This window comes from Ekhidna sp. (genome assembly GCF_965212185.1).
Lineage (GTDB): Bacteria > Bacteroidota > Bacteroidia > Cytophagales > Cyclobacteriaceae > Ekhidna.
The window spans coordinates 1,701,029-1,726,093 of sequence record NZ_OZ243102.1 but is presented as its reverse complement, the minus strand read 5'-3'; the positions used below and the strand labels follow the sequence as shown (position 1 = coordinate 1,726,093).

Sequence of the window (25,065 nt, the reverse complement as noted above, 5' to 3'; positions counted from 1 at the left end):
ATGCAGATATTTGACATCATAAGCCTTCTGATATTTTGCTCAGGGCTTTTCATTTTTATCAACACTTTTTTCCTGAAACTTCCATCTTCTATTGGGCTGATGGTGATGGCCTTAATTCTTTCCTTGGGTGTACTAGCTTTTAGCTTTGCCTTTCCTGAATACCACTTAGCACAGCACGTGAAACAATATGATTTTACTGATGTAATGTATCGTTTTGTTTTAAGCGTGATGCTCTTTGCAACGGCTTTAAAAATTGATTTTCGAAAACTGGGCAATCAGTTGATCCCCGTTTTAATGCTATCCTTTTTTGGTGTTTTGATTTCAACGTTTGCAATAGGAAGTTTGATGTATTTGCTGCTTGATATAACGGGTATCGAAATAAGCTTTATTAGTTGCCTTGTTTTTGGAGCCTTGATTTCTTCTACTGATCCCATCGCGATTACCAAAACGATCAGACAGTATGATATTTCTAAGAAATTGGAGACAAAGATTTCTGGTGAGTCACTTCTCAATGGAGGTATTGCTATTGTTCTTGCCTATACACTTGTGAATGTTCAGCAAGAAACAGTTTTCCAAGGGGTTCTCAACACCTGGGATATAACACTGATTTTCCTTCGAGATATAATCGGAGGACTTGTGGTGGGGGTACTTTTTGGATGGCTTGGCTTCAAGTTGTTGAAATTGGTTGATAATCATGTAGTAGAAGCAGAAGTACTTATCACCTTGGCTCTTGTAATGATGGGGTCATATTTGGGAGATTCATTATCGGTTTCTTCTATGATGGTCGCTGTACTCACAGGCCTCATCATTGGCAACTACGGTAGAAGTGAATCAGGAGAAAGTGCAGTAGGAGAATATGTCTATAAATTTTGGATTTTAATTGAGGAGACTTTAGCAGCTATGCTATTTGTTCTTATTGGATTTGAAATGTTAGTGATCCCTCTACGACTTGATTATTTTGCCCTTGGCTTTTTCGCTGTGGTGATTGTGATTTTTGCACGGTGGTTGAGTGTTTTTATTCCAATAAAATTGATGTCAAAAAACTGGAAATTTGATCAGGGAACGATCTCCGTACTATCATGGGGTGCTATTAGAGGTGGTCTTCCTGTTGCATTCACACTATCACTTTCTAACGGATTTGACGGAAAAGAAATTATTGTAACACTAACCTACGTAGTGGTTGTATGTTCAATTCTATACCAAGGACTAAGTACAGCTACTTTAATGAAGCGATACGAATCAAATAACTCAAGAAACAGTAAGTTGTCCTCTACATAAAGCGGTTTTATAGTAGTTGAGTGAGTAAGTGGCCCCATCATTATGATGGGGTTTCTGTTTTACTAAGTTGATTGAATTTTCAAAAAATTTTCACTGGTGCGGATTGAAAACCCTAGTTATTATTCCGCTTAATGCCTATTGAGAAACCTCTGACCTTATTTCTTTGATTGTGTCAACCAGTGATTTATCGGTTGCATAAATTATTCCACTTTCATTCATAAATGTTGATTTGGTATTATTAAGAGAGAGTATCTCCCCATCGGCAGTCGAGACGTTTAATCCAAGTTCTTCAAAAAATAATCGTGTGGCTGCATAATCCCAGATGCTTCCACACCCCCTATTTTGTTTAGGAAACTTGAAATAGCAGCCAGTTCCTGCATTCATTACAGAGATCGCATTTCTTACCCCTCCAAAGGTGTCATGATAAACCAAATCGCTATTTATACGATTAGCATAACTGGAGAGATGATCAATCACCTGTTTAAAATATGATTCCTGAGTGAAGCTACGATCCATATATACAGAAATCGAACCATGAATGGTATCCCTCAAAAATGGCTGACCGTTGATTTTTACGCCCATTCCTTTAATTGCTGAATAGCATGTTTTCTCATCCGGAATACAGACGATACCGATGAAAGGATCACCAGACTTAGAAACCAAAGCAATGGATACTGAGTAACCAGTTTTACCTTCCGCGTAAGGAAGCGTTCCATCCATGGGATCAATGCACCAAAAATATTCCTTATGTAGCCTCGATTGATTATCTAAAGATTCTTCAGTTAACAAACCCAAATCAAACTGATCAATGGATGCTTCCAAATGGGAGAGGATAATTTCTTGAGCCTTTATATCCACCTCCGTTACCACTTGTGAAGCAAGGGTATCACCCCCCTCCTTGTTGCTCATGATAACATGAGTATCAAATTGAGACTGAATGTAATTCCCGGCCTCTTCTGCTGCAACAGTGGCGAGTTTACATAATTTCATTAGTTCATTCACTCCAAGCATCATTGCGTCTTCATTTCTTGGATTACTTGATTAGTCAATTTCAAACTATAATCATGCATTTTCCAATGATTAGGACTCCAGCCATCTAGAAAACGGTAGAAGTCAGCCCATGCGTACTTATAGAGATCGTACCACTCCTCTTTAAGTAATCTGAAATTAACAGAGTCATCCAATCCTCTCTCAAGAACAGAAAAATAATGATTAAGCAATTCCACTTCATATTTCTCACACTGATCTTCTTTAAAACAGCTGCTTATAAAATATGCAACATCTTTCATCCCACATCCTTTTCCTACATATTGAAAATCAACAGCTGCAACACGCTCATTTTTACTAAAACAAAAGTTGGCCAACTTGGCATCTCCATGAACAATGGTCTGATATGATGCAGTATTGAGTTTGTCATCAATGCTATCGGCCACATTTTTCAAAGGGATATTCTGCATACGGCTTAATTCATCAGGTCTTGTTTTTAAATGCCAATAGGTTCCCGTTTCCCAAAGTCCATTTGGCTCTATTCCTAAGAATCTCGCGTGAAAATTAGCAAGCCAACTGAGGCAAGATTTTGCGTGGTTTAAAGTGATCGAATCTGGGGTTATTCTTAAAACAAAACCACTTGCGTTTAGGTCCTCCAAAATTATTAGTACTCCCCCGTCAATGCTAGCAGCATAGTGACAGTGAGGTATTTTACAGTGATTATCAGAAATGCTTATGTACTCATTATACCAGATCCTTTCTACCTCGTATGATTTTAGTTTCCGTTGATGTGATAATGAAGTATTCCAGCCTTTAGGGTGATTTGAATGACCAGGAAATTGTATATGTTTAATGATCACACTCGAACTCTGCCCTTCTTCTAAATGGCATCTTTTTATTTCGCCATATCCGCTCCACAAGGTTTGAATAGTCTCAATTTTTGTTATAAATGAGGCATTCATTTTTTCACAAACAATATCTGCAAGTTTTTCTTCCATTAAAGACAAAGCTGATTTAAGTAGACCATAAATGAAGGTATATACTTGTTTGATGAAAATTATTCATCGAAATCGCACACTAGATATATAGTTTTCGATACAATATTTTTAAATTGAAAAATAACCAACTGCACCCAAGTAATGAAAAAACTACTAACTCTATTCTTAGTTTCAATCCTAACCATGCATTGTTATGCTCAAGATGAAGACATTGTTAAAATAGTTGATAACCTTACTAAGAAATGGGATAAACAAGCAGTTGCACTTAGTAAATATTCAGGAATAAAATATTACTGCACATCAGAGCAATATAGAGAAAATACCATTGGACTTCTTGATAAGATACATCATTATGATACGGTGCTTTATACGATTGTGTCAGAGAAGTATGAAAATAAAAAAGACAAAGAGGCTCATGCAACTTTAAAGGAAATATTGACAGTAGAAACAAACTACACTACCCCTAATTTTAAGACATTTTTACAAGAAGAATGCGAGAAATTCATTGCTCTAGGACAAGACTATGATGCCAGCGATGATTCTAAATACTATAAGGAAATTGAAAAAATTGAAAAGGAGCTATCCAAATATATAAGTCATATTACTAAAAGAATTGACCTGATCGATGAGCACATACATCATCTAAAGTTGGACTGAATTTTACTCCTTGATTTAAATATACCTGCAGGTTAACCTGTTAATTGAGTTGACCTTTATTTATCTTTAATAAGATCTCTCGCTTAATGGATTCGCACTTAGACATAGATAATTTGCAAGCTGCATATGACAAAGGTGTTGATGCTTTTCATTCCTTGGTGGATGACCTTGAAATAGGTGTAGGAGTATATAATGCTAACGCAACTCCTATTTCATGCAATAAAGCTGCCTACACGCTATTAGGTCTATCTCTGGAACAATTTATGGGTAATTCAGCGATGGATCCATATTGGAAGGTGACTCATAAAGATGGGAGTAAATTTGAAACGTATGATTTTCCGATTATTGATGTAATAACAAACTATAAACCTAAGTTGGGAGTAATCATGGGAGTCTCAAGACCGCTTCTCAACGATAAGGTATGGTTGGAAGTTAATACTCATCCAATCATGAATGCTGACATGACAATTAAGCATGTCTTCTGTACGTATAAAAATATCACTGATCAAATGGATAAATAAAACAAATTCAATTTTATACGCTTTATACTAGAAGAAATTGGATAAATCAAAGTCGGCGAGAATCTAATCGAGCAATTTATACCTCTCACCTAAAATTCTATGGAACTAACAAACTTTTTTATTCTTTTTAACATGGAATAAGATATCAATGGAGCCAATCAAAATACAACCAACAAGAAATACCCCAGCAGTTTTGTTAGATCCCAATAGAGGAATTTTCAAAATGTATGGTAGATCAAGTCCTGAAAATTCAATTCAATTCTACGAGCCCATCAGGGATGCATTGGCAAATAAGATGGCCACACCTAAAGTTGATATCCGTATTAAAATGGAGTACTTCAATACCAGTTCTTCCAAATGTATTTATGATCTCATGAAAGAGGTTAAAGCCTTAGAGATGAAAGGTAAAGAGGTCATTGTCCGCTGGTATTATGATGAGGACGATGAAGACATGTTGGAAGCCGGTGAAGACTATAGCGATCTCCTTGACATTCCGTTTAAGTTCATTGAATATCATCCAAAAGATAAATACGAGAAGAGCGCTTAACTACAAAATCTCTTTTACTCGATCTATATTTCCTTTTACTTCTTCCAGATAGCTTGGTAGATCCTTCCAAAAATGTGCATCCTTATAATTAGGAACCCTTGAGGAAATCTCTTGAAGATCAAGGTGTGCCAAATGTGACTTTATTTTATGAAGGTGATCATGTGCTTTATCACGATCTTGTAGTTGGCTAGCCTCAAGACTCCCTTTAACATCCTCTTCAATAGACAGCACTGTCATATTAGCTATTTCCTTTATTTTCTCCTCATCGTCTCCAAGAATTTCGCTTAGGAATTTAAACTGCAATTTTTCATACTTGTCACCCTTTTGATCAATTGTTATTGCCTTGTTACAAAGGCGATTGACTTTTTCAAAAAGATCTGAGGGATCAAATGGTTTGGAAACAATTTCATTCATTCCACATTCTTGCATTTTCGCACGAGATTCTGTTAATGTACTAGCTGTAAGAGCGATAATAGGAAGTTTATGAAAGTATTCATCTTGCATGTTGCGTATAGCATTTGTAGCCTCATAGCCATTCATTACCGGCATTCTTACATCTATTAGCATCAAATCATATCCTTTTGATTGGATCATTTCAACGGCTTCTTCACCATTGTTAGCCACAGCTACTTTTGCTCCCCATCGAGAAAGAAAGCTTTTAGCAATCTCCTGGTTGGCAAGGTTATCCTCTACTAGCAGTACGTTAATTGATAAGTTGGCTTCATCCGGTATCGCCTTTTCAGAAACAGGGATGTAATCTTTCAAGGCTTGCAATGGAAGATCAAAGAAAAAAGTTGTACCCTTATTCAGCTGAGATTTTACACTGAGCTCTCCTCCCATCATTTCCACTAGTTTTTTTGAAATCGATAGTCCTAAGCCGGTACCCCCTTTTCGTAATGATTCCTGGTTATTAATTTGTTTAAAGCTTTCAAATATTGTCGCAACCTTATCCGCTGGAATACCAATACCAGTATCTTTTACTTCGAAATGAATCGAACCACCTTTTGTTGGTGATACCATTAATTCTACCCGTCCCTCATATGTAAATTTGAGTGCATTACTGAGTAAATTATTCAGTACTTGAACGAGCCTTATCTCATCACACGTGTAATAATCACCGAGCTTTTGAGAAAAAGCCAACGATAAATCCACTTTATTTGCACTTGGAACTGTCTTCCATGTTTCAATGATGTTGTCGCATAGCTCATGAAGATTTACCTCTGTCTCAACTATATCTAAATTGCCTGATTCAATTTTCTGGAAATCGAGAATGTCATTAATCAACGTCAGAAGGTTGTTACTTCCAAACTTGAGCATTTTCAGCCGGCTGCTTTCTGCCAACTCCGGATGTTCCATTTCTAACAAATTGGTCGTTCCAATAATTGCATTTAAAGGTGTTCTAATCTCATGACTCATTGTTGAAAGAAACTGCGCTTTAATTTTGCCTGCTGCCTCTGCTTCTTCTTTGGCTTTACGAAGTTCAACCTCCTGTCTCTTTATTTCTGTCAAATCATTTATGAAGATAATGATCCCTCCAACTTTCTCTTTGCTTGTATACCAGGGATGTATTTCCCCTTTAAGCCATTGGACGCTACCATCTGCTCTTTCAAATTTTTCAATACCAGGTTTTATTACCTCGCCTTCCAATGCACGCTTATGCAGACGTTTCCATTTTTGAGGAATTTCAGGGAATACTTTGTAATGTGATTTGCCAATAACATTCCCTTCAATGTTTTGATCTTTTAACCATTTCTCACTGGCTGAGATATAAGTCATGTGTTTATCAAACATCGCCATTGCAGCTGGTGCACTGGCTACAAATGTTTTTAATAAGTTTTGTTCCTCAATAAGTTTGGTTTGATTTTCTTGAAGTTCCATTAAAGAACCTACCCATTTAGCTACAAGAGATATGAAATCAATTTCATAGTCAGTAAAAGGTTCTGGTCTCTTTTTTGAACTAGTAAAGTTCACTGTCCCAGTCACTTTCCCATCTATTCTATAAGCTGAACCAATATAAGTTTCAAGCTGAAATTTTTCAAAACAAGGATGTCCTTTATGGTTGGATCTGCTCATTTCATCAATGCCCAAAACTTTTCCTTTTTGATTGAGTGTAATATCACAGTAAGTATCACCCAACTTAAACTTTTGATTAATGGACAATCCGCAATCACCTGGATAGTAGGCAATCACCTGATATTCATCCATCCAAATTTTACTAATGATTCCTACTTCAAGGCATAAATAATCACAGCATAATTTGAGTCCATCCTCAAGCCTTTCCTGAATGGTGAGATTTGATTTTGAGTTTAATTCGTTTAATAATCTTAAACCTTCTTTGTATTGATTTTGCTTTATTGATGAAAAGTATTCATCAGTGATATCCCTGACAATGTTATATATTCTTGAAAGATTTCCTTCATCATCATATTTGAAATCAGTACTTTGAGCTATCCATCGCTCTTCTCCTGAAGAGATAGTAATTGGAAATTCCTTGTAGCAAGAGGTCTCCCTATTTTTTATCAATTGTGTATACAGTTCCAGGACCTCCTTGCGATTACTTTTTGGAATATGATCAATCCAGGCACGTTGGTTTGCAGATTCTAGAGAATAGCCCGTAAGTTTAGTGAATGCAGGATTTACATATTTGTACTTTCCATCAGCATCCAGCTCATAAATAATCTCGTGTGTAGAGTTAATTAATCTTTCATATCTATCCTTCTCCCTAAACTGAGCTTCAAATGATTTTCTATTCTTTTTAATTCTATCTCGAACGACCTGTGAGGTGAAGAGAAAGACCAATGAGGCAGCAACTATCACAGACAGTCCCAACATCCAATACTGATCAATCACAGTAGCTTCTAGCCGCTCGTTGACCGATTTTATCTTCTCTTGATATTCCCCACGTAAAGTGGTCATCAATGGAAGAAAGGATTTTTCGTGTAGAAGAATTTTGGCTTTGAAGTTTTCAATGTTTTCTGCCTCTTGAATTCCATAACTACTTCTCACTAATGCGGCTAGAATTGGTGTGATTTCATTGAATAAACTATCAGCAGAAAAGACATCTAAATCATGCCTGGCATTTAATCTTTCATTCAGATGCGATAAATAACTATGATTATCATTAAAAAGTAATAATGCTGAATCAAGCCTTTTGACGGCTAATTCTTGATCTCTCTCCTGATCTTCTAAAAGCAAAGCATTCTTCGTAAGATATTGACTTAATGTCCGTTGCTTTTCACAAATCTCAAGTAAATGGTAAAGTTGTGTATTTAAAAATGCAAGATCCTCTGCCTTTCTATTGGAATATCCAATAGTTAACAATACAGATAATACACCAACAATGAATGCAATTAATATGCTAAGAAATAGCTTATCTAATTTGAGTTCACTAATTGCTTTGCTCCTCTTTCTCTTATCCATCCTTTTGATCAGTAACTGGTGAGTACTCAAATTCCCTAGCTGATGGATTAAGATGTAAAATACCGTTTTTGGTCAATCTTTCACTTTGTCATTCGACAGAGCAAAAAGATATAGCGATATAGGCCAGATCTTCTTAGAAATAGAAAGATTAAGTTAATACATATTTCTAAATGATTCAATTAACCATGTACCCCTTTACAATGGTGTATATTATATCTAACTTCGCGGCTTAATTAGATCATGAGATGATATCTACTGAAAATATTTCCCTACAATACGGCAAAAGAGTACTCTTTGATGAAGTAAATATCAATTTCACCCCAGGTAATTGCTACGGTGTAATTGGTGCGAACGGAGCTGGTAAATCAACATTTCTTAAAATTTTGTCTGGTGAAATCAATGCTAATTCCGGGTCTGTAAAAATAGAGCCCGGCAAAAGGATGGCTGTATTGAAACAAAATCATCATGAATATGATGATACTCCTGTTTTAGATACTGTAATGATAGGATATAAGGAGCTATGGGATATCATGAAGGAGAAGGATGCCATCTATGCAAAGCCAGACTTCAATGAAGAAGATGGAAACAGAGCTTCGGAGCTTGAAGCAAAATTTGCTGATATGGATGGTTGGAATGCAGAATCTGATGCTGCAGCTCTACTCAGCGGGCTTGGTATTTCAGAATCTGATCATTACAAATTGTTAAAAGAATTAAATGGATCTGAAAAGGTACGGGTACTATTAGCTCAGGCACTTTTTGGAAACCCGGATATTCTCATACTGGATGAGCCAACCAATGATCTTGATATTCAAACTATCTCATGGCTTGAAGATCATTTACTTGAATTCAATAACACGCTGATTGTAGTGTCTCACGATCGGCACTTTCTTGATACCGTGTGTACGCATATAGCCGATATTGATTTTGGTCAAATCAAGCTTTATACAGGGAATTACACTTTTTGGTATGAATCTAGCCAGCTGGCTCTCAGCCAAAGGTCATCAGCCAATAAAAAAGCAGAAGAAAAGAAAAAGGAGCTTCAGGAGTTTATTGCAAGATTTAGTGCCAATGCTGCTAAATCTAAACAGGCCACAAGTAGAAAGAAGCTTTTGGAAAAAATCAATGTTGAAGATATACAGCCTTCAAACAGGAAATATCCTGCAATAATTTTTAATCAAAACAGACCTGCTGGCGATCAAATTTTGGAGACAAAAGGTCTGACAATGGAAATTGATGGAGAGCCTTTGTTCAAATCATTGGACCTTTTTGTGAATAAGGGAGATAAAATTGCTGTGATAAGTGATGACAGTTTGGCTGTCACCACTTTCTTTCAAATCTTAATGGGTGAAAAACATGCTACTTCCGGTTCTTTCAAATTCGGACAGACAATCACTCATGCCTACTTGCCAAATGACAATTCACAATACTTCCAGAGTGACGACAACCTGATCGACTGGCTCAGACAATATTCAAAAGAGGAAGAAAAGGATGAGGTTTATATTAGAGGATTTTTAGGCAAAATGCTTTTCTCAGGACAAGAAACTCTCAAAAAATGCAGTGTACTCTCCGGGGGTGAAAAGGTGAGGTGTATGCTATCAAGAATGATGCTTCAAGGCGCTAATTTGCTCATTTTGGATGAGCCAACGAACCATTTGGACCTTGAATCGATCACGGCACTAAACAACTCATTAAAGGATTTTCCAGGAACCATATTATTTACATCACATGACCACACTTTCACACAAACTGTTGCTAACAGGGTGTTGGAATTAAGACCTGATGGATACACTGATACCTTGAATACTTATGATGAGTTTCTGGAGAAAAAGAAATTGGTTGAAACGAAGGCTTAGGGTTTAAAACCAATTACCATAACATCATCATTTTGCTGATTAGCTCCAGTCCAGCTAGTCAAATATTGCATGATCAATTCTTTTTGATCCTGTAAAAACTCTTTGCGTTGTTTACGAAGGAAATCACCAAATTGATTAATACTTAGCTTTTTAATTTCAGGACCCATAAGATTATAAACCCCGGAACTACATAGGTAGAAATTTGATTCTTGCGTATTGTCAAGTGAAATCGATGTATAGTTTATTCGATGCTCTCCAGTAATCTCTCCAACCTGATTTTTTTCGCCTTCAATGACTTTTATGCCTTGCCTGCTCACCTGCAACAGGTCCATATTAGCACCTGCAAACTCCATCTCTTTAGTTTTCTTATTGAGTTTTACAATTCCAACATTGGCATTCGTGTTTAGCAAAATGTTGTTTTTGTCTTTAAACCGGGCAATTACCTCTCGGTGCAAGAATTGAAGAATGGACCCAGTGAAATCAATGGAATATCCATCAACCATTTTCTTGAGTGCATTCATATAAATACGGATCATCATGCTTGCCAAATGACCTTCTCCTACACAAGTAAAAAGTGCTAAATAAACATCGTCCGCATTATTATGGAGCCAAAAACCATCTCCTCCGACACGACCTTTTGGTTTATTAATGACAAAGGCCTCTGAAAAGTGTTCCATCAACCTTTTTTCCTCTGGTAAAACTGAAAAATAATTTCTTCGGGTACTATCCTCTATTTGATCAATATTTATGATCCAACTAGATTCTTTATCATTTTTACCTGAATTTATCATTTCATCAATCTAAACCTAATACGACAAACGCTTCATGGTTATTCCATTTAATTGGAATAACATACATTGAAACGTTTTCTGGAATGTGTAGTTCCTCAGGCATACCTTCAAATACGGTAGGCACTGAAATCATAAAATTGGCACCAAGATTTGCCCTGACATTACCCGCTACTACATTAGAAATCTCACCTGCCATGTCTAAAATATCCTCTTCACTAGGATCTTCTATTCCAATAAACATATTTATAAGATCAGCAAACATTTCGCGATTTGCAGAGATATAAACAAAACCTTGCCGACTACCAGAAATTCCAATCATTCCAGTAAAATCTTTTAATACAAGACCTTCAGATTCTTTCAGGTAAGGTACCTTCATATCAGAATCTATCTCAGTAAGATGCTTAAAATAGTTGCTTACCGAATTGATAAACAGGTTACAGGTAGCTTCAAATTCTTCTTTCCTACTCTCCATCCTTTCTTAATAGTTTATCAAATGCCTTTGATAAATCATCAGCATTTACCGGTTTATACATAAATCCACGCGCACCCCGATCTAAAGCTATTAAACCAGTTAATTTATCTGCAAGAGCGGTTATAATCATAACCTTCGTTTCAGGATTAATCTTCATGATCTCTTCCAGACAAGCTATACCATCCATTTCAGGCATGGTGATATCTAAAGTTACAACGTCTGGCTTCTTATCCATTACCATTTGGACAGCTTCTACCCCATTTGCAGCTTGTCCTATAATCTCTAAATCATAGTTTTCAAGGTTTTTCTCTATGGTCCTTCTCATCACTGAAGAATCATCAACTATTAGTAATTTCTTCTTCATTCCTCTACTTCTTTATCTTGATTTAGGATTGGAAACTTAATGATCATCTCAAATGATTTGCCTGGAGTAGAGTTAATCTCAAAAGCTCCTTTATTTTCATCGATGATCGATTTCACCAAATGCATCCCCTGGCCTCTTCCCGCATGCGCATCTGAACCTTCAGCTGTTGAAAATCCTTCATGGAAAATCAAATTTCTAATTTCAAAATCCTCCATATCATTGAGCTCAGATTCGGTAGCAATTCCATGCTCCACTGCTTTGATTTTAATTTGTTCAAGATCAAGCCCTCTTCCGTCATCATGATATCTTATGAATAATTCATTGTCTTGCTTGGATAGCTCAATTAATAATTCTCCCATCAGCTCTTTTCCATCATTCATTCGGACACTTGGCGCCTCAATGCCATGAACAACAGAGTTTCTAATCAGCTGTATCATCATATCCTTGAATGGGTTAATGTAGGCCTCAGGTAAGACAACATTTTCTAAATTGTCAAAAGTCAAATTAACCGACTTACCCAGCTCTTTCGCTATTAACTCAGCACCTCTCTCAAGTGAATCAATTACCATTATATTGGAAACAGAGTCACCTTCAGTTGGAAACTTCTTATAGATATTGATAATCTTATAAAGCATTTCAGAGATCTCTGCTATCATCCGATCTGCTTCATCTACTTCATATAAAATCGCCAAGAAATCTTTCCCTCTTACATCTTTGGACTGAAGTGCTGTTATGGCATCTTCAATCTCATGAAACTTATTGGCCATCAGTTCCATTCCAATTACTACCGCATTCCCTTTTAGATTGTGAATGATATCAAATGTAAAGCTCAATAATTCGGTGTAATCATCATTTTCATTCTTTTCATATCTCTCAGAGATGCTCTTGAGCATTTTACGAGAGTTGTGTAAAAATCCTCTAAGAATGGATGGATCAATTTTAAGAATGCTAAGCACTCTTTCTGTTTCTTGCTGTTTCTTCTTCTCAGCTTCACTTAAGTGCTGCTGTAGTAGTACTGATTCTGTTTCATCGGAAACAGTTACCATGATATTTTGAATCTTATTCTTACGGAAAATTCGGGTAAACTCCACCCGTATGTATTTAGTTGCCACAATACCATTCTGTTCCGTGTGAATTTTTACTTGATCAATGGGATTTAGCTGATTGACAACTTCCTCATCCATATCTTCATTAAAAAGGTGACGCATAAACATCTCCAAGGCTTCCAATTCTCGTGGAAGAATAAGTGGCCGCATGAAGTTTGTGAAATTTTCACCAGCAATTCTGTCATTATTGAAGATTTCATTCATTGCTTTTGAATGAAATTTCGAAATCTTAAAATCTTTATCCAGGAGGAATATACCTTGTTCAATATTCTGGAATACAACCATGGATACCCCATAAATATTCTTATAAAGAAATTTTGCTTTATCCCGCTGCTTACGAAGTTCGAAATGAGATTTCTTAATTTCGTAGACCATTTTATTGAAGGTCTTGGCGTATTGCCCAAGTTCGTCATGGGTAGGTATTACTACCTTTTTAGACATGTCTCCTGCTGATATCCTTCGCGTATATCCTTCAAGAATACTTACGTTTTTTAGAAGGTTTGTAACTATGGTAGTCATTAACCAGAGGGCAATCACACCTATTGTGACATCCAAAATGAGGAACGTCCAAAAATTACGTACGGATTTACTTGCTATTACCTCTGTCCGCTTCTGGATATTATCAGACATATAATCCTCCACACGTTTTAGCAAATTAATTTTAGCGGTGCTTGCTTCATACCATTGATTTGGATCTTCAGAAAGTGTATCATTCTTAAAAACCACCTGGCGCATTCGGTTTACTTCATTCACTTCATCACCAGCCACTATCTGATCGTAATAAGCAACAGACTCATCATTTGCAATAATGATGTATGCATCAAGGTATGATTCCTGCCTTGAAACCAATGTTGTAAACCTATTGTATAAGTCAAACCCTATATGATTATGAGAAAATGCCTGTGTTCCGATCGCACGTTCGATACTTGCATACTCTTTGGACTTTAGGAAATATATAATGGCATGTATTTGTTGAGCAATTTCCTTGTCACGAGTTTCATCAATTAACTTAATCACGGTATTTAATGCCATGTTGTTAATCTCAGAAAATCGATCAATTGATTCTTCTGAACTGATATTATGCTGATCAATGTTTTTCCTTAGTGCCGTGAGCTTATCAAAGAAAGAGTTTAGTTGGTCAAGATCAGTTCGATGCAACTCCATGAGTTCCTCTAATTCACCACTACTCAGCTCTTGATAGTATTGCTGTAGCGTGCTATCTGTTTTGTCTCTTTGCTTATTAAGCTTTATTCCAAAGTTTTCTCCATCATTGGCAAGAAAACCAGAAGAGATACTCCTTTCTTTCTGTATCTCGTGAACTACATGATTTATTTCTACTCCGACGGTAATGGCTTTATTAAGCCGAACACTATCTGAATAGTCAAGGTAGTGGTATCTAACTTGTAAATAATCAAAGGCCAGAATTATTACTATAAGCGGTATAATAATTACCGCAAACTTCTGACGAATAGGTAAATTGGTTAATCTCTTTATCATGTAAAGTGAAGATCCTTAAGCAAGTACTTTTTCTACTACTTTAAGTAAGTCCTCTTCGGTAAATGGTTTAACAATGTATTCAGAAGCTCCGAGTGACAGTCCTTTATTCACCACAGTTTGTTGACCAACTGCACTTACCATGATCACTTTTGAAGGCACTTCTTCATCTTTTAAAACTTTTAGAATTTCAAATCCCATCATGTCAGGTAAGATATTATCAAGTGTTATTAGGTCTGGTTGTAATTGTACCGCCAAATCAATTGCACTTTCGCCGTTTTGGGCTTCTCCTACTACTTCAAATCCGGCACCTTCCATTGCGGACTTGATTAATGATCTCATGTAGATTGAATCATCTACTATTAATACTGTTTTGCTCATTTTATTTGTTGTTTTATCACTTTAAAATTCGATTAGGAAACGATTATAGGTGATAATGAATATTAAACCAGGCCCTTAATTTTATCTACAAACTTATTATGAAAGACCCAAATAAAGTCTGGACAAATGTCTAGTTCCTTTCCATGAAATACTGCTTTAAAATGTATTATAGATTCAAATTCGCTAGAATCTTTAACAATAAAATCATTTAACTCACTAGCTTTTAATATTTTCAATGATGGTACATTGCCATATATCTCCATGTCAAGAGAATTAGAAAATTCTGTTATTACAGCGGCAGAGACCATGTTATCGATTTCAGTAAGAAATCCGAGTTTCATGATTGTACTTTCTTTGGAGTTGTCTTTTGCTACACTTTCCGGTAAACAAGAATCATAAAGTTTTGATACTTCCGCTTCTGAAAAAATTAAATGACTGGTGCCTTTTAATTCTCCCATTAATTCTGTTTTGATCAAATGGACATCCTTTTCAGGTCCACCAAAACGTTGTGTATCTAGTTCGGCATTCACATAATCTATTTGCTCAATACTTAGTGGACTTTGGAGTATCTGCTCCATTGAGGATTTTGCCATAGACAATCCATCGAAAATTAATTTCGTGGCTATCTTCATTTCTGATTCATTCAAGTCTGCTATCATCTTTTAGAAATTATCTTAAGTTGGGGCTACAAAATACTGTTTTATTACATCATATATCCATTTTTTAGGCGAACGATCAGGATTCTTCATCGAGTCCCTTCAAAATACCGACTAATTCTGAATCATCAAACGGTTTTACTAGATAATGTTTAGCTCCACGTTCCATTGCTTCAACAATTGCTGATTGTTGACCCACTGCGCTAATCATAATTACATAGGAGTTAAAATCATCAGTATTGATTGTTTTAAGAACATCCAAACCTGTCATATCGGGGAGGATATTATCTAAAGTAATCACGTCTGGTTTAAGTTCCAGAGTCATGTCAATGGCCATTTCACCATTTTTAGCCTCTCCTACTACCTCAAATCCATTTTCGCTCAATAGTGTTCGTAAGCTGGACCGAATGTAAGTGGAGTCATCTACTATAAGTACTCGCATAGCCTTTTAGTTTGATTGTGAAATTTTTTTATAAATACGGGTACGCACATCATATATTCCAAACATGGCTTTCCCGAAATCTGGCATAATATCGTAATATCCAATGATTAAATATCCATCATCTTTTAGACAGCTATAAAGCAAATCCAATACCCTTTTCTTCAATGTATCATCAAAATAGATCATAACGTTACGACAAAATATTATATCATATTTTTCATTCATTTGATCCATGACCAAATTGTGACGTTGAAAGGTCACATTGTTGCTATACTTTGACTTTATGGCTGCATGTTTGTCATGAAAATCAAAGTAGTCGCTCATTTCCCGATTAGGGAAAAACTTTAAAAACGGTACCAGGTATTGTTTTAATGTCACTAAAGAATATTCTCCTTTTTTGGCTTTAGCTAGTGCTGTTTTACTTAGATCAGTAGCAACAAGTTTTGATTTATGTAGAAGGTTTAGTGTTTCTAATACAATATTCATTGTATATACTTCTTCTCCTGTAGAACATCCTGCATGCCATATTTTTAAAAAGCTATTTGGTATCTCAGGAATTACAGTTTCTCTGAGCTTTATCCATACATCAGGATTCCTGAATAATTCGGTTAGGTTAACCAGGAGATCGTCTATTGCGCCTTGAAAAAACACATTATCTTTCAAAACCAAAGACCATAACTCAATGATCGACTCTAAGTTGTTTTTTAGCATTAGCCGTACAATCCCTCGTTTTAGTGATGTACGTTCATAATTAGTGAAATCAAGGCCATACCGATTATTGATTGCTTGCATCAACGCAGTAAGCTCCTCATCACTGATCATATCGGTGGTTATCGTTCCTATGACTCTACGGTTTTGTTAGTTGATTGAAATAAAATATCCATGATGGAAGCTACGTCTAATACAGGACATACATTTCCTGACCCCAATATGGTAGTACCACTTAATAAGCGGCTGTTATCCAATGGTTTAGGGAGATTTTTTTCAATTATTTCTTTTTGTCTCTGAAGTTTATCTACGACTAAACCTAAGTACCTTCCAGAATGGGTCGTGATTATCACGTTTAGTTGATCTTCATGGCTTATCAAGTCCAATCTAGCGGAACCCAAATCCTCTTGATCAATATCTTCTGAATTTTGAGAATCTAAAAGTCCCTTCAGAAAGATTATAGGCACTGATTTATTCTGATAATCCACCATAAGGCTATCGCCCACTTGATGGATTTCATCTTTAGTTAAGTACGTTACGGAATCAATGTATGCTAAAGGAATGGCATAGTCCTGCTTTTCTACTTCAAATAAAAGTGCACCTTTCAATGCCAAAGAAGAAGGTAACACCAAATGAATGGATGTACCCATTCCAACTTCGGTATCAACCAGTACTTGACCTCCTATAGATTCAACAGCTTTCTTAACCACATCCATTCCTACTCCTCTACCAGATATTTCTGTGACTTTGTCAGCACTGGAAAATCCAGGTTCAAAAATATACCTGATAATGTCTACATCACTTAGCCCATCTGCAACCTCTTGAGTCACCATTTTCTGACGGACTATCTTCTCTTTTATCTTATCCTTATCTATACCCTTGCCATCATCCGAAATAGTGATAACTACGCTATCCTTCTCTAGTCGTGCATCCAACGTTACAGAAGCTACGGGCGGTTTGCCAGAATCTCTTCTTTCCTCTGCTGATTCAATTCCATGCCCTACGGCATTTCTTACAAGATGAACCATTGAATCACTGATAATCTTAAGAATATTTCTATCTATTTCAACCTCAGTGCCTTTCAGGATTAATTCTACTGACTTCTTTTCAGTAGCAGCTGCATCACGTAAGATTCTATGAAACTTATTGAATAAGAACCCCATTTGAACCATTCTTACATTCATGATCCCATAATGAAGGTTGGACGAAATTCGCTTAATGCGTTCAAGTTCCAGTGTGCTTTTTCCTTCATCTGCAAAAAGAGCAATGAGCCTATCTCTTTCTATAACTAACTCTCCGACCATGTTCAGGAGGTCATCCATCTTTTTGACTGGTATCTGCACTACATCTGCAAACTGAATATTTGCTTCACTAGCACCAGTGTCTTCTTCTTCCTCCGAAACTTGTTCAGATGCTGATTCATCTTTCGTGGCTTCTGGTGTTTTTCCCTCATTTTCCTCCCGTGCATTCTTAAGATACACTGAGAGTTTAGTTTTAATGCCGAGGTAACTGACTCGTTCACCAGAAGTAATGGCATTGATAAGTCCTCCTAATTTATCATTGGCTCTAAAAAGGCCATTTACAAGCTCAGTATCAAGTGGGATCTCACCATTCTTAATTGAACCAAACACGTCTTCCATAGTATGAGCAAGATCAGCGATCTTTTCATAGCCCATACCCATTGAATTACCCTTCAGAGTATGAACAATTCGGAAGATATTGGTTATTGCTTTTTTACTTGAAAGATCTTTCTCAAGCTCTACAAAAAGTCTGTTTAGCTCTTCGAAATTTTCAAGTGCTTCCGTTAAAAATAATTGACGATATTCTTCCTCTTTAGATGCCACTACAAGTTGTTAACTAAATAATTCCCAATATCTTTAATATGAAGTATTGCCTCTATTGCGCCAGCTTCTGACGCGGCTTTTGGCATTCCATAAATCACACTACTTTCCCTGTTTTGAGCAATGGTCTTCCCTCCTGCCTCATTTATTGCTCTCATACCATTTACACCATCTTTGCCCATACCGGTTAATATAACACCTACCACCTTGCTACCAAATACTTCAGCTGCACTTAACATCATTGCATTGATAGAGGGATTGTTATATTCAGGATATACATCAGAAGTAAAATCAACCACTGCCTTTTTTCCTTTTTTCTTTAGAATGAGGTTGGCATGACCTGGGCAAAACATGACCACACCTGGAGTTGGTGTCATTCCCTTGGTTGCTGAAACTACCTCCAAAGAGGTTAAAGAACCCAACCGTTGGACAAATTGGGGTATAAATACTTTGGGCATATGCTGACAAACCAATATTGGAATATCAAAATCTTCGGGTAACGAACACAATACGCGCTCAATAGCTGTAGGGCCTCCGGTTGAAGCTCCTATCGCGATTAAATCATAATCTGTTTTTCGTGATTTTCTTCGTGTTACTTTACTAATTGTAGTCTTTCCAGTTAAAACTTGTTTTGGCTTAGCTCTGGAGGTACTTTTAATTTTCTGTACAAGCTCCTCCTTGATTTCACGCATCTTAGATTTATTTCTATCTGGCTTGTTAATGTAATCAACTGCTCCGCTTTTTAAGGCATCAAAAACGGGCGCCAGATCAGAATTACCAACTGAACTAATGATTAATATGGGCGTTGGCTTATCATTCATTATGCCCTTTACTGCATATAAGCCATCATAATCTGCCATGTTTAAATCTAATAATACTACATCAGGAGATAGTTTTTTAACCTGATTGATTGCTTCCAATCCATTTGTGGCAGTACCAACTACTTCTATTTGCTTATCATCTGAAAGCAGATCTGTAATGAGCAGCCGCATAAATGCTGAATCATCGACAACTAATATTTTAAGTTTTGTAGCCATCTATTTCTTCAATTCATCTGGTATTACAACAGCTTTATCATTTTTCAGCATTTCAATAATATCCAGATAATAAATCAAGGCATCATTATGATTGACAATTCCTTTGATATAAGATAAGTCAAGTGTGGCATCTTCTATCATTTGAATATCTGCAGATATACTTTTTCCTTCTACTTTGAATGTCGTTGGAAGTGCCTCTAATATTAGACTTGCCTTAACTTGGTTGTGATTGAAGATCATCAAATATTGAGGCTCAACAATTTCCGCTAATCCAAACCTAGAGGCAAGATCGAAAACCGTATATGAAACCCCTCTAACATTTGCTAGTCCCTTAATATGCTTTGGAGTATTTGGTGTTTTTGATAACTGTGGGAGTTTAACTATCTCTTTAATAATATGAATATCTACAGCATAGAGTTCATCATTCAATTTGAAATTAACCAGTTGAATATTTGTTTCTTTTAATGCATTTATCTCTTCTGCATACTGTTTTCTAAGCTTCAATTTTCTTTCTCTCAGTTCATTTGCAATGTAGTTTGAGAGAACAGGATCTATTTGATATCCTACTTCTTTAGGTGCTTGTCTGGTTTCAAGCACTGATTCTTTCAACTCAGTCTTTTTGGTAGGTTTTTTAGACTGGACTTTAGTCTTTGGCTTTAGTGGTGCTTTTGCTTTCTTCGAAGAACTCTTTGTATTGGAGGATTGAACTGACTTCTTGGATTTTGTTGTCGTTTTCTCGCTTTTTATCAAAGCTTTTCTCTTAACTTTTTTCGGTTTTTTCTTCTCTGAATCATCAGAGATTAATTTGGTACGCTTTAAGTTTTTACCTAGTGCCATTACTTATGCGTTTAGTTCCAAAATTTCATCTCCGAATCGCATATAGTCAACAGCGCTATTTGAAGTTGGCTTATAGTTAATGACACTCCTACCAAAAGATGGTGCCTCGGATGCTTTCACATTGGTTCGTATCATCGAATCAAAGATTCTTAAATCATAATTCTCCAAAATATAATCTCGTACTTCCTGGCTTAATTTTCTTCGCTGATCGACCATAACTGGTAAAACTCCCTCAATTGATAAATCTACCGAAAAAGTTGTTGATACTTTATTTATTGTATTCATTATTTGATCTAACCCCTGAATGCTTAAAACTTCCATCTGCATTGGAATTATAACCTTATGAGAAGTTAATAAAGCGTTGACTGTCAATGTGGAAAGAGACGGAGGACAATCGATAAGAACATAATCATAATCAGAAATATCCGCTAGTGCAGTTTTAAGTGCTCTTTCTTGGCCTCCACTTACTGCCAAAGACAGCTCAGCATCGGCCAGACTATTATCAGATGGTGCAATATCTAGACCTTCATTTGAATGTAAAATTTGTGAAATTTTACATTCCCCAAGGAGTACTTCAGCCATAGAATTTTGAAATTCATTGATTCCAAGAGAATAGCTAAGGTTACCCTGTGGATCCAGATCTATTAATAAAACTTTTTTGGCACGCCTATTCAATGCTGCGCCAAGATTAATTGCGGTGGTCGTCTTGCCAGTTCCTCCTTTTTGATTGATTATGGAATATATCAACATATTCTAAAATTTCTTAAGAAAGCTTGAACTTAGTCAATCCTTCTTTCAATTTTAGTGAAATATCGTTGAGTGATTTAGATTTTTTGATGTAATTCGTCATTCCGGAAGATAACTCCTCGGCAGAAGACGCTATCTCTTCTGTTCCAGCCGATGTTTGCTCAGCAATCACTACAATTGATTCAGTATTATTTACAACTTCTTTAATTTTCGCTGATTGCTCTTTACTGAATCTTAAAATGTCCTCTGAGTAGTCAAGAGTTTGACTTGAAGAAGTAGCCATATCTTCAAACACAGAAGAGGCCTCTTGCGATGCATTAACTCCTTTTGATACACTCTGTCTCATCGCATCCATCATTTTGGCTGCTTTTTCAGTATCTGAGCTAACAGCAGTAATTAATTTTTCAATTTCCTTTGCAGAATTTCTTGAGTCTTCTGCTAATTTTCGAATTTCTTCAGCAACAACAGCAAACCCTCTTCCAGCATCACCAGCCTGAGCCGCTTCAATCGCAGCGTTTAATGCCAGAAGGTTGGTTTGAGAAGCTATGTCAGTGATAACACCTAACACTCGTTCTATTTCCGTAGATCGTTGTAATAAAACCTGCATAGACTCATTCGTTGAAGATGAGACTCCCATTATTTCATTAATGCTGTTTGTTACATTAAAGACCATTTGTCCTCCTTTTTCACTATCAAGAACTCCTTTTTTTGCAGCCGCATTAATTGCTTCCGATCGTGATGCCATATCCTTAGAACTGGTTAAAATGTTTTCAACAAGCTGAGAGCTCTCATCAACTTTCTGAACTTGCGATTGTGCACCATGACTCATTTGAGCGATCGCACTTGCTATTTCTCCTGTACTTGTTGACATTTCCTCACCAGATGCAACCATTTCACTCGAGGATTGATCTATTACACTTGCATTACCTGAAATTTCAGTTAATAATTTACTTAGATTTTCCATCGCATAATTAAGACTATTAGCCAATCTCAAAACTTCTCCTTTGGCAACACTTTCATCATATCGTACAGATAAGTTTCCATCTGCCATAGCTGCCATTATCGACTGTACTTCCTTCATTGGCATGGAAATTGACTCAAACAAACTATTTATGGATTGACAAAGATCCGACCATGCCCCTGATTTATCGTTTAGTTCTAATCGTTTATCCATTTGTCCCTCATTTGAAACAAGTTGAACAATGGAATTAGTCTCTTCAATAACGTTTTTTAAATTATCTCTCATTAAGATCAACGCCTTACCAAGAACATCATTTGGACCTAATAAACTATGTTCAATATCGAGGTTACCTTTTTTAATTTCATCTGCAAACTGAGCTGTTTTTACTAACCCTTCTCTCAATACTTTCATAGATGAAATCATATCACCTATCTCGTCACTTTTCTCATTAACATTAACCTCTGGTAATTCTCCTTTGCTCATTTTATTAATTAGGGAATTCATTTTATAAATAGGCCTTATAATGCTACGTGTAGTTAGAATAGTTGTAATTGTACCAATAATCATTGCCATAAGTGTCATTAGGATAATTACAGCCTCTACATTGTCGAAGGAGTTAAACTTTGAGTCAATTATTGTGATAGATAACTTTCTAACGTCTTGTGTCAAAGCGTTAATATCTACTTTTAACTCTTTTAGAGGAATTGTGATCTCATCGTCGAGTAAGGGGATTAATTCAAAAAGTAAGAAGTCATCCTCATATGCTTCATTGGAATTCAAGCTCGATTTAAGTTGAGCTATTTTGGGTACAATCTTATCATACCTTTGGACAACTCCTCTTAATCGATTTTGAAGACTATCATCTACAGATTCAAGTTGAGATATTAAGAGCTTTCTTAATGCTGGATACTCTTTAGTTTCAATTTCATTTAATGCCGATTTATCTTCTGGATTGGGCAAATACATCCAGTTTGTGGCTAAACTATTGGTCTTATCAACAAGGTCTTCATAATCTTTCAAATGAGAAATTAAAGGATAAATATTTTCGGTTAATTCAGAATCAATGGCTCTACTTGAGCGAAGGGTTATAAAACTGTAAACCCCACTAAAAGTAGCCAATGTAATTACTACCACGCTACTTAAAGCAACCTTTTTGGCAATATTGAACCTTGAAATAAAAAGTTTTAGACGATCGATCATGATTAGGTAAGTTGAACAGAAAAGGTATTTAACAGGTAATAATCCAGGCAATCAGAATTTGATTGTCTTGACCTTTGATTTAACAGGTTTGTATTTTAGTTAACAATCTTTGCTACGCTTAAAAGTTTTTCGCTTGCTGAAATTCCTGAATCATCTAATGCTGATTTATTAATTACGAACTTTAGTTTATTACCTTCCATATAAAATCCAATTTCTGCGCCTTCAGAAACTAAAGATCTATCTTCCGCAACCAGTACGATTGGTAAAGAACCAATCTTACTTTGAATTAATGAAATATTCCTACTTTGTGCGGTAGGTAAAAAAATTAATTGGCAGTCTCTAATTGACTCACTACCAGAAATTTTCTTTATGGAAATATTGGGATACTTTGAAACTAAGCTTTCTAGCTCAATCAAAGCTTTAGAATTTCCGACTACCCCTATAGTGACATTTTCTCCTGGCCAATCTAAATTTTTCGTAAAATTAACTAGGTATAGCGCTTGGAATTTCCCGACCTGAGCCGAGGCGTTCATGCCTAGTGAAGAAACCAGCAAAACACCAATAAAAATTAGTATGCTTCGCATGATGATATATTTAAAATCCTATAGATAACTGAACTCCAAATACATTGTCATCACCGTCAGCGCCATCATCACTTACTAATTCGTAATTGACTTTTACAACTGCAGTTTCTGCCAAGTAATAGTTAGCACCTAAAGTGATTCTGCTTCTGTCATCTTCAGGTGCCCCATCTAATGATATTGCATCATATCGAACAATTGGCTCTAGTTTATCAGTGAACATATATCCACCTTGCACATAAAATCCATTTTTCTTCAAAGTAACTGAACCAAGTGATGGGTCTGTAAAGTCATTGTAGGCCTCTTGATCAGCCATGTGATATTCTCCCCAAAGGCTGTACTTTTCTTTATTCATGTAAAATGAAGCTCCAATAATTGAAAGATTCAATTCGTTATCGGGAGTGTACTTTCCTGAATAGTAATTGGCTGAAACTGTAATATCATCTCCAACATCTACTCCAAATGCACCTCCGAAGGCCTTATTGTCGTTACCCCCTCTTGTGTCCCTGTCATTACCTCTTAGACTTCTTATGCTGGAAGTCTCTCCGTTTAGGCCATTCACAACATAAACAGAATAGAAAGGTGTTGCGCCATCTCCTGAACCAAGTCTACCTCGAACTTGCACACCTACTTCACCCCATGCAGATGGTGAAATTTCACGATTTACATAGGCTCTACTAACTGTCTTGTTTAAATATTCAGGATATAAATACTCGTTGAATTGACCTGCCGGAACTAGAAACTTACCCGACCTTATTACGAATGCTTCAGAAACTTTATAGTCAGCATATGCATATCGAACATCAATATCTTTTCCTCCATGTTCATATTCTAATTGACCTTCAATAAAAATCCTTTCGGTCAGTTGGGATGAGATGAAAATGTTAAAATAGTGATTGTCAAATGTGGTATTTGATCCTTGCACGGAGAAAAACTCATTAGTAATATATCCGTTAAAATTTACGAAACTCACATTTTTTGCAAGATCTGCTCCAAAGCCACCAGTTGCTGTTTTCTTTTTATCATCATCTACGGTAGCATCAAAATCATCATCTTGACTGTAACCAAAAGATACAATCAATATGAGATAAAGGAAGCTCATTAGCCTCCATGATAAATAATTACTCTTCATACTTATTAGGTTTATATGGTTAAATCATTTGCCATCGCTTAAATATTAGCAAAT

Annotated in this window: 23 protein-coding genes; 5 read left to right on the top strand and 18 right to left on the bottom strand. The window is 36.2% G+C overall.

From position 1 onward, the window contains the following. Complete coding sequence (locus tag ACOMC3_RS07555) at positions 1-1,278, top strand: cation:proton antiporter (protein WP_420318928.1); 1,278 nt, start codon at positions 1-3, stop codon at positions 1,276-1,278. A gap of 135 nt (positions 1,279-1,413) precedes the next feature. Here ACOMC3_RS07555 and ACOMC3_RS07550 read toward each other — a convergent pair whose 3' ends face one another. Continuing rightward, a complete protein-coding gene (locus tag ACOMC3_RS07550; protein ID WP_420318927.1) occupies positions 1,414-2,268 on the bottom strand; it encodes an inositol monophosphatase family protein in 855 nt (284 codons plus the stop codon). Between the two features lie 20 nt (positions 2,269-2,288). Then, positions 2,289-3,263, bottom strand: coding sequence for a phosphotransferase (locus ACOMC3_RS07545; RefSeq protein ID WP_420318926.1), 975 nt, complete (start codon positions 3,261-3,263; stop codon positions 2,289-2,291). Positions 3,264-3,404: 141 nt separating this feature from the next. On the opposite strand from ACOMC3_RS07545, the gene ACOMC3_RS07540 reads away from it, so the two are divergent. The 3 genes from ACOMC3_RS07540 (at position 3,405) to ACOMC3_RS07530 (ending at position 4,988) form a co-directional block, all read left to right on the top strand. Then, positions 3,405-3,920, top strand: a complete 516-nt coding sequence (locus tag ACOMC3_RS07540; protein ID WP_420318925.1) for a hypothetical protein — start codon at positions 3,405-3,407, stop codon at positions 3,918-3,920. Positions 3,921-4,006: 86 nt separating this feature from the next. After that, complete coding sequence (locus ACOMC3_RS07535) at positions 4,007-4,441, top strand: PAS domain-containing protein (RefSeq protein ID WP_420318924.1); 435 nt, start codon at positions 4,007-4,009, stop codon at positions 4,439-4,441. A gap of 148 nt (positions 4,442-4,589) precedes the next feature. Next, on the top strand, positions 4,590-4,988 hold the full coding sequence (locus tag ACOMC3_RS07530) for a DUF1987 domain-containing protein (RefSeq protein WP_420318923.1): 399 nt from the start codon (positions 4,590-4,592) through the stop codon (positions 4,986-4,988). On the opposite strand, the gene ACOMC3_RS07525 is transcribed toward ACOMC3_RS07530, so the two are convergent. Continuing rightward, positions 4,989-8,408, bottom strand: a complete 3,420-nt coding sequence (locus ACOMC3_RS07525) for an ATP-binding protein (protein ID WP_420318922.1) — start codon at positions 8,406-8,408, stop codon at positions 4,989-4,991. It lies immediately after the preceding gene. A 245-nt stretch (positions 8,409-8,653) separates the two neighbouring features. Between ACOMC3_RS07525 and ACOMC3_RS07520 the strand changes: the two genes are divergently transcribed. Continuing rightward, complete coding sequence (locus tag ACOMC3_RS07520) at positions 8,654-10,261, top strand: ABC-F family ATP-binding cassette domain-containing protein (RefSeq protein ID WP_420318921.1); 1,608 nt, start codon at positions 8,654-8,656, stop codon at positions 10,259-10,261. Here the strand turns inward: ACOMC3_RS07520 and ACOMC3_RS07515 are convergent. The 15 genes from ACOMC3_RS07515 to ACOMC3_RS07445 all read right to left on the bottom strand — a co-directional run bounded on the left by ACOMC3_RS07515 (position 10,258) and on the right by ACOMC3_RS07445 (position 25,011). After that, on the bottom strand, positions 10,258-11,052 hold the full coding sequence (locus tag ACOMC3_RS07515; protein ID WP_420318920.1) for a SpoIIE family protein phosphatase: 795 nt from the start codon (positions 11,050-11,052) through the stop codon (positions 10,258-10,260). The genes ACOMC3_RS07520 and ACOMC3_RS07515 overlap by 4 nt on opposite strands. Before the next feature lie 4 nt (positions 11,053-11,056). Further along, a complete protein-coding gene (locus tag ACOMC3_RS07510) occupies positions 11,057-11,524 on the bottom strand; it encodes a chemotaxis protein CheX (RefSeq protein WP_420318919.1) in 468 nt (155 codons plus the stop codon). Beyond that, entirely contained in the window at positions 11,514-11,888 is a 375-nt protein-coding gene (locus ACOMC3_RS07505; protein ID WP_420318918.1) for a response regulator, read from the bottom strand. The genes ACOMC3_RS07510 and ACOMC3_RS07505 overlap by 11 nt, the downstream gene beginning before the upstream one ends. After that, positions 11,885-14,491 carry a nitrate- and nitrite sensing domain-containing protein gene (locus ACOMC3_RS07500; RefSeq protein WP_420318917.1) on the bottom strand — a complete coding sequence of 869 codons (2,607 nt, stop codon included), beginning with the start codon at positions 14,489-14,491 and terminating at the stop codon, positions 11,885-11,887. The genes ACOMC3_RS07505 and ACOMC3_RS07500 overlap by 4 nt, the downstream gene beginning before the upstream one ends. Before the next feature lie 15 nt (positions 14,492-14,506). Beyond that, entirely contained in the window at positions 14,507-14,869 is a 363-nt protein-coding gene (locus tag ACOMC3_RS07495; protein WP_420318916.1) for a response regulator, read from the bottom strand. Between the two features lie 62 nt (positions 14,870-14,931). Next, entirely contained in the window at positions 14,932-15,528 is a 597-nt protein-coding gene (locus ACOMC3_RS07490; RefSeq protein ID WP_420318915.1) for a hypothetical protein, read from the bottom strand. Between the two features lie 76 nt (positions 15,529-15,604). Then, positions 15,605-15,967, bottom strand: coding sequence for a response regulator (locus tag ACOMC3_RS07485; protein WP_420318914.1), 363 nt, complete (start codon positions 15,965-15,967; stop codon positions 15,605-15,607). A gap of 6 nt (positions 15,968-15,973) precedes the next feature. Beyond that, positions 15,974-16,789, bottom strand: coding sequence for a CheR family methyltransferase (locus ACOMC3_RS07480; RefSeq protein WP_420318913.1), 816 nt, complete (start codon positions 16,787-16,789; stop codon positions 15,974-15,976). Between the two features lie 17 nt (positions 16,790-16,806). Further along, a complete protein-coding gene (locus ACOMC3_RS07475; protein WP_420318912.1) occupies positions 16,807-18,519 on the bottom strand; it encodes a chemotaxis protein CheA in 1,713 nt (570 codons plus the stop codon). Continuing rightward, positions 18,519-19,553, bottom strand: a complete 1,035-nt coding sequence (gene cheB / locus ACOMC3_RS07470) for a chemotaxis-specific protein-glutamate methyltransferase CheB (protein WP_420318911.1) — start codon at positions 19,551-19,553, stop codon at positions 18,519-18,521. Before cheB ends, ACOMC3_RS07475 begins: the two co-directional genes overlap by 1 nt. Beyond that, positions 19,554-20,390: a chemotaxis protein CheW gene (locus ACOMC3_RS07465; RefSeq protein WP_420318910.1), complete on the bottom strand. Its 837-nt coding sequence runs from the start codon at positions 20,388-20,390 to the stop codon at positions 19,554-19,556. 3 nt (positions 20,391-20,393) lie between these two features. Further along, positions 20,394-21,140, bottom strand: a complete 747-nt coding sequence (locus ACOMC3_RS07460) for a ParA family protein (protein ID WP_420318909.1) — start codon at positions 21,138-21,140, stop codon at positions 20,394-20,396. A gap of 13 nt (positions 21,141-21,153) precedes the next feature. Continuing rightward, on the bottom strand, positions 21,154-23,298 hold the full coding sequence (locus ACOMC3_RS07455) for a methyl-accepting chemotaxis protein (RefSeq protein ID WP_420318908.1): 2,145 nt from the start codon (positions 23,296-23,298) through the stop codon (positions 21,154-21,156). Positions 23,299-23,393: 95 nt separating this feature from the next. Next, entirely contained in the window at positions 23,394-23,882 is a 489-nt protein-coding gene (locus tag ACOMC3_RS07450; RefSeq protein WP_420318907.1) for a YfiR family protein, read from the bottom strand. A gap of 10 nt (positions 23,883-23,892) precedes the next feature. Continuing rightward, positions 23,893-25,011, bottom strand: coding sequence for a hypothetical protein (locus ACOMC3_RS07445; protein WP_420318906.1), 1,119 nt, complete (start codon positions 25,009-25,011; stop codon positions 23,893-23,895). Positions 25,012-25,065 lie beyond the last annotated feature (54 nt).